The 6,522-nt window shown below is 37.8% G+C and carries 8 protein-coding genes; 3 read left to right on the plus strand and 5 right to left on the minus strand.

Annotated features, from left to right (window positions below; genetic code table 11):
• Together dapF and VB797_RS31785 are read right to left on the minus strand one after the other, a co-directional pair.
• On the minus strand, window positions 1–782 hold a 782-nt coding region (dapF, locus tag VB797_RS31780; protein ID WP_323241786.1), incomplete at its 3' end, for a diaminopimelate epimerase.
• A gap of 143 nt (window positions 783–925) precedes the next feature.
• Window positions 926–1,942 carry an LD-carboxypeptidase gene (locus VB797_RS31785; RefSeq protein ID WP_323241787.1) on the minus strand — a complete coding sequence of 339 codons (1,017 nt, stop codon included), beginning with the start codon at window positions 1,940–1,942 and terminating at the stop codon, window positions 926–928.
• A 57-nt stretch (window positions 1,943–1,999) separates the two neighbouring features.
• On the opposite strand from VB797_RS31785, the gene VB797_RS31790 reads away from it, so the two are divergent.
• The 3 genes from VB797_RS31790 (at window position 2,000) to sufU (ending at window position 3,556) form a co-directional block, all read left to right on the plus strand.
• Window positions 2,000–2,365, plus strand: coding sequence for a Lin0512 family protein (locus VB797_RS31790; protein ID WP_323241788.1), 366 nt, complete (start codon window positions 2,000–2,002; stop codon window positions 2,363–2,365).
• Window positions 2,366–2,389: 24 nt separating this feature from the next.
• On the plus strand, window positions 2,390–2,995 hold the full coding sequence (locus tag VB797_RS31795; RefSeq protein WP_323241789.1) for a PAP/fibrillin family protein: 606 nt from the start codon (window positions 2,390–2,392) through the stop codon (window positions 2,993–2,995).
• Between the two features lie 129 nt (window positions 2,996–3,124).
• Window positions 3,125–3,556, plus strand: coding sequence for a Fe-S cluster assembly sulfur transfer protein SufU (sufU, locus tag VB797_RS31800; protein ID WP_323241790.1), 432 nt, complete (start codon window positions 3,125–3,127; stop codon window positions 3,554–3,556).
• A gap of 274 nt (window positions 3,557–3,830) precedes the next feature.
• On the opposite strand, the gene VB797_RS31805 is transcribed toward sufU, so the two are convergent.
• The 3 genes from VB797_RS31805 to VB797_RS31815 all read right to left on the minus strand — a co-directional run bounded on the left by VB797_RS31805 (window position 3,831) and on the right by VB797_RS31815 (window position 6,259).
• On the minus strand, window positions 3,831–4,136 hold the full coding sequence (locus VB797_RS31805) for a hypothetical protein (protein WP_323241791.1): 306 nt from the start codon (window positions 4,134–4,136) through the stop codon (window positions 3,831–3,833).
• Between the two features lie 15 nt (window positions 4,137–4,151).
• Complete coding sequence (locus tag VB797_RS31810; protein ID WP_323241792.1) at window positions 4,152–4,319, minus strand: hypothetical protein; 168 nt, start codon at window positions 4,317–4,319, stop codon at window positions 4,152–4,154.
• Between the two features lie 395 nt (window positions 4,320–4,714).
• The gene (locus VB797_RS31815; RefSeq protein WP_323241793.1) at window positions 4,715–6,259 is read right to left on the minus strand and encodes a mercuric reductase; all 1,545 of its coding nucleotides are present in this window, start codon (window positions 6,257–6,259) and stop codon (window positions 4,715–4,717) included.
• Window positions 6,260–6,522 lie beyond the last annotated feature (263 nt).

Below are 6,522 nucleotides of genomic sequence, written 5' to 3' on the forward strand. Positions count from 1 at the left end.
CCTGTCATCTGAATTGAATAATCTTCACCAATTTCAATCAAAATAACTCCCCCTGGCATATGTACGGTAATTGAGCGATCGCATAAATTCAGACGATGTGCAACTGCTGCTGCTGCACTGCTACTGCTTCCCGATGCTAATGTGTAACCCGCACCTCTTTCCCAAATTTCTAGTTGAATGTTTTCTCGATCAAGTACTTTCATAAATTGCACGTTGATGCGATTTGGGAAATATTCATGGGTTTCGATAAAATGACCATATTGCTTTGCTAAGTCTGGTGTAATTTCAGATAATGGGATTACACAATGAGGATTTCCGATAGTCGCAGCGCAAAAGTTAAAGGTTTTATCTTCAACTGTAATATTTTCGGAAATTACTTCTCTACGTTCTCCTGTTACAGGTATTTCATCGCTCCAAAAGCTGACTTTCCCCATTTCTACGCGGACGGTTTTACCATTATCTAAAACTGCCGATTTAACTAAACCTCCTAATGTCTCGATAATAAATGGTTCTTCTTTAACTAATTGCGTATCCCATAAATAACGCGAGAAAATTCTTAATCCGTTTCCACTTTTCTCTGCTTCGCTACCGTCAGGGTTAAAAATTCGCAGTAAAAATTGCCCTTTCTCAGATTTTGAAGATCCGAAAAGTATACCGTCGGAGCCAATCCCAAAATTTCGATGGCAAATTGTTTTGATTTGTTGGGAAGTTAAAGTAGGAACATCTTTTGGATCGATAACTATATAATCGTTACCTATTGCGTGATATTTGAAATATTTCATATAAGTAAATACGAGATTCTCACACCTACCCCGATGGTGCGTGACGCTACAAGTCTTATAACCACCTACAAAATTTGTTGAACCGTCACACACCCTACAATAATAATTGTATCAGTAGCGTTTCTATAAGTATTAATTTTAAATTAACTAACAGCCGCTTCTAACATTTTTATGATGCCAATATTTGCGTCAATCTCTACCTTTATACCGATGGGGAGGGTAAATTTATCTTTGATATGACCAATCATTGAACCATACCAAGCGGGAATATTTAGGGGACGAATATATTCTTGTAATACCTGGATTAAAGTTAATGAAGGTTCGTCTCCAGTGCTACATCTGGTACATTGTCCAAATACAAAACCTGATAGTTGATTGAGGATTCCGGCATTTTTTAATTGATTTAACATTCTATCTACACGGTAAACATCTTCGCCGATATCTTCTACAAATAAAATACTATCTTTCCATGTAGGTAGATAAGATGAACCCAACATGGAATTGATTACCGATAAATTACCACCAACTAATTTACCTTTAGCTTTTCCCGGTGTAATGATTTCGCGAGTCAGTTGAGTAATTAAAGTATCATTCATTGTCACTGCTTGAGCGTCGAATAAAATACTTTTGACATATTTTAAAGTAAAGTTATTCCAAGTAGAAGTAGCGACTGGACCGTGAAAAGTTACAAGTCCACTACGGGCATTAATTGCTAATAATAAAGATGTAATATCGCTGTATCCCATAATAATTTTAGGATTAGCGCGAATTGAATTATAGTTGAGCAATGGTAAAATGCGATTTCCGCCCCATCCACCACGCATGGCAATTATGGCTTTGACAGATTTATCTGCGAACATAGCGTTGACATCACCAGCGCGATCGCGATCGATTCCTGCTAAGTAACCGTAATTATCTAATATATGACTGCCTAGCTTAACTTTTAAACCTAATGCGGTAAATGTTTGTCTTGCTTGTTCTACGTCTGCGGAATCAACTATACCAGCAGGGCTAATTAATCCTACTGTATCGCCTAATCTAAGACGTGGGGGCTTGATAATAGTATTGGGAGTCCGAGCTTGAACGACAAATGATGGTATTTGGCTGGAAATAGCGGCTATTCCCAATGTTGTAATGAATCTTCGGCGATTGATATTCATGATGGGAATATATTATCATGGGAAATTTCAAGAAATCTAAAGTTATCAGGGGCAATCATGGCACGTAAAAGATTTATCGTTGAAATGGGAATGGGTATAGACCAGCACGGACAGGAACCTACTGTTGCAGCTGCTAGAGCGGTAAGAAACGCGATCGCGAATAATGCATTAATCGGAGTGTTTGAAGTTGCTGGTTTGAGCGATCCAGATGAAATGATTGTAGAAGTGCAAATTGCCGTACCTTATCCCGAGCAGGTAAGGGAAGAAGAGGTTTTAGCCGTATTGCCTTTTGGTCGCAAAAGTCTTACCGTCCAAGATGGGGGAATGATGGTTGAAGGACGTGCAATTGAGATTTTGCAGGATAAAAATGACGAAATGTTAATTGCGATCGCTGCGGTTACGGTTTTGATTGATAAGGATTAACTATCAAATCAAGGAAAACAAACATTGAATCAGCTACCGTTAAAAGAAAAGCTCCAAAATCTCTTAGATAAGATTATATCTGAGGATGATTCTCCCGTAACAAATTTAACTCTAAACAAAAACTTAGTCGAAGAAATCGAACAATTAACAAGGGAATTAGAAGAAGTTAATCCGAATCCCCAACCGCTACTTTACGCGACTGCTCTATTAAATGGAAAGTGGTTATTGCAATATTCTACAGCCAGAGAAATCCGTTCTTTATCTTCTCTGCCATTAGGTTTAAAAATAGGTAAAGTTTATCAAGAAATTGATGTTGCAAATAAATCTTTTTCTAATTTAGCTTTTGTGACACATCCTTTAGGGTTAGTCTCTGGAAGCGTCAAAGTGACAGCTACTTTTGAGCCAGCAGCAGAAGAAACTAATAAACGTATTAACGTAAACTTCGATAAACGCTACTTGTCAATTGAGAAGATTTTCGGTATTCAAACACCAAAGCTCAATCCATTTAAAGTTGTGCAAGCAAATAATCCGCAAGGTAGAATTCCCACTCTTGACGTAACATATTTAGATGAAACGTTAAGAATTGGACGGGGAGGAGATGGGAGTTTATTTATTCTGAAGCGCGTTTAATTATTTTGACAAATAGGGAACCGGGAACAGAGAACAATTATTAATTTAATTCCTAACTCCTAACTCTTAATCCAAAATCTATTGACGCGCAAGCGTCTTCCCGCAGGGTAATATAAAATCCAAAATGGTATGGCTACTAATCAACGACAACGCTATCAACAAATAATTTTATCTCACGCAAGGAAACCGCAACACAAAGGTAAAACTAATTACATACATCGTCAAAATCAAGGTGAAAATCCTTATTGCGGGGATAAAGTTGATTTAACGTTAATGTTAGATGAAACGCAGACAAAAATCGAAGATATTAAATTTGAAGGTGCGGGATGTGCTTTATGTTTAGCTTCCACGGATTTAATGGCTGGTGCTGTTAAAGGGAAGGATATATCGGAGACTTTATTAATGATAGAAGATTTTCGTAAGATGGTGATGGGAGAAACTGAATTTAAACCACCTTTGGAAAAGCTAAATATCATGCAAAGCGTTTCTCAATTTCCCATGCGGGTCAAATGCGTTACTTTAGCTTGGCATACTTTGAAAGGGGCTTTGGACATTTATTAATAACTGGTTTGTCATCCGTCTGCGAGGATTGAAGATACGGTTTTTAATTCGTCTCGTATCTCGGCTTGTGGTGCCGAAGAGATGGAAATTAGGACGATGACGAGTAAAATTTTCAAGTAAATCGCGGCTCATCCGCCTACCCCTGTAAAATCAACCAACTGATTCTAGCAATCAATTTATTGATGTCGCGTTCCAACACCAAAATATTTAATATTTGGTGTCAGGGGACGGCACCTACTGCGGGTGTTGTCCTCGTTGTGTCACCCATACCCGATTACTTAGCATTTTGTTTCTGCTTTTCAAATAGCAGTAACTCTTCGTAATCTTCAGTCCATTTAAATTTTTCTATAAGTTTTTTTCTGTGAGTGCGTAATCTTTCAAGTTGTGAATCTATGTAATCGGTTGCAAAGAACTTTTCTACATTTTTATCTTGTTCTTCTTGCGATAAAAATCCTGTCGCACAACTTGATTCAAGTTCATCAATGCGCTTCCACCTTTCAAGTTGTTCGGGTGTTGGTTGATAAGTTTTTGATGATTCTACTTGCGGTGATGATTTTATCTGCGATGATTCCTGTGACATATGCTGTAACCTTATTTAACCAAAACTTGTAGAATTCCTTTTTTGTTCGAGGTCAAGGAGTAACATAGATGCTGCATTAGAGCTAAGTATCATCTCCCCCGAACCATTAGTTTCCTCAAATCCTAAATCTTGATAAAATTCCTTTGCTTCTGGGACTGCGAATAATTTAAGGATATCGCTCAACCCTAAACTTCGACTTTCAATTATTATACCTTCAATTAAAGATGTAGCTGCACCTTTCCTTTTCTCTGGGACTGGGTATTCTATAGTATTCCAAGGACTATTAGTGATATTTTCTATCTCTAAACAATGCGTAAGTTGATTTTCTATAAAAATTTCAGTTCTGTTAATTTTGTTGCTAATAAATTTTGGTTATCTACTACGCTTCTAACTAAATTTTCTTTTCAAAATATATTCTCGGAAATTTCCTCTGTCTTCGATATACATCTATAAAAATCAGTACCACTCGCATTTTGTCTATCACCTTGATAATAAGTATCAACGTATTCTAAGATTTTTGATGCCCAAATAGCTAAACCTTGTTGAACTTCAACTGTCGCACCAATGATATATGTAAACTAAGAAAACTTATTCAAAAATCCCAAAAGCTTCCTCGTCCCATCCGTTAATTTAGTCCGCTTATATGCATCGGCAGCTTTTTTTATTCCTTCAGCTTGGGTAGGATAAGGATGAATTACACTGCTTAATTTATTCATCCCAATTCCATTTACAATTGCTGTAGTCACCTCGGAAATTGTTTCACCTGCATGGGGAGATACTATAGTTGCACCAAGAATTTTATCGGTACCTTGTTTGAGGTGAACTTTAACAAAACCTAGGGTTTCACCGTCAGTAATGGCTCTATCTACATCTTCGTAGTCTATTTTAATAGTATTTACTTCAAATCCTTTTTCTCGTGCTTCGCTTTCATACATTCCTACATGGGCAATTTCTGGGTCGGTAAATGTTACCCAAGGTACAACTAAATCGCTGAGTTTTTTACGTCCCAAACCAAAGGGAGTAAATAAAGCATTTTGAATTACAATCCGTGCTGTAGCATCTGCCATATGGGTAAATTTTTGACTCAAACAGATGTCACCTGCTGCGAAAATCTTCGGATTTGTAGTTTGGAGAAAATCATTTACTTTTACACCTTTACTGTCATATTCAACACCAACAGTTTCTAAATTCAAACCTTCAACATTCGGAGTTCTTCCCGCACCGACTAAAATTTCATCTACGATAATAAAATCTTGTTTACCGTTGCTGGTATAGTAAATTTTCTTACCTTCAGATGTACCTTCTACTCGCTCTATTTGAGAACTTAAAACCAAATTGATTTTTTCACGTTGAAATACTTTTTGTACAATTTCCGCAGCGTCGCTATCTTCTTTATTTAAAATATGGGAACCCCGATGCAAAATCGTCACTTCGCTACCAAAACGGTTGAAAGCTTGAGCTAATTCACAACCGATAGGACCACCACCAATTATTGCTAAACGTCGCGGTAATTGAGTTAGGGAAAATACGGTTTCGTTAGTCAGATATTTTGCTTCTTTGATACCTGGAATATCGGGATGTGTAGCTCTTGCTCCCGTAGCAATTACAGCTTTTTTAAACTTGAGAATTTTGCCAGCAACTTCAATCGTATCACTGCCGGTAAAACTTGCCGTACCCAGAAATACATCCATACCAATGTTGGTAAAGCGGTCAACCGAATCAACATAACTGATTTGCGATCGCAATTTTCTCATCCGTTCCATGACTGCGGGAAAATCAACTTCTACCTGTTGGGGAATGTGAATTCCGTACTCTTTCGCATTCCACATTTCACCGACAACACGAGCAGAACGAATCAAGGATTTAGAAGGAATGCAACCCACATTAGTACAATCTCCACCCATGAGATGCTTTTCAATCAAAGCCACCTTCAAACCCACACCTAACCCAGCAGCACCCGCAGAAGTTACTAAACCCGCAGCACCCGCACCAATTACCACCAGATCGTAACAGTCAGCTGGTTCGGGATTATTGCGATCGTTTGGATGCAGGTTTTCAATCAACTTCTGATTGTACTCATCCATTGGGGGAACAATTACTCTTTCAAACGCTGAATTTGACATAGGGAATTGGGAATGGGGAATTGGGAATTGGGAATCGGGAATTGGGAATTGGGAATTGGGAATTGGGAATTGGGAATTGGGAATTGGGAGTTGGGAAATTTAATAAGTTTTTTAATCGAATATTAGTTTTATTATTGTTATTATCGATCAAAATATCAGTAGCGTTCGCCGAACAGCTTCCTTAGATAATGCATCTGGAGAAAGTATTTGATTTTCGAGTGGGTAAGATGTTTTAGATTTTAGCGAGCAAGATGCTCGCACTA

This window comes from Rivularia sp. UHCC 0363 (assembly GCF_034931125.1).
Lineage (GTDB): Bacteria > Cyanobacteriota > Cyanobacteriia > Cyanobacteriales > Nostocaceae > Rivularia.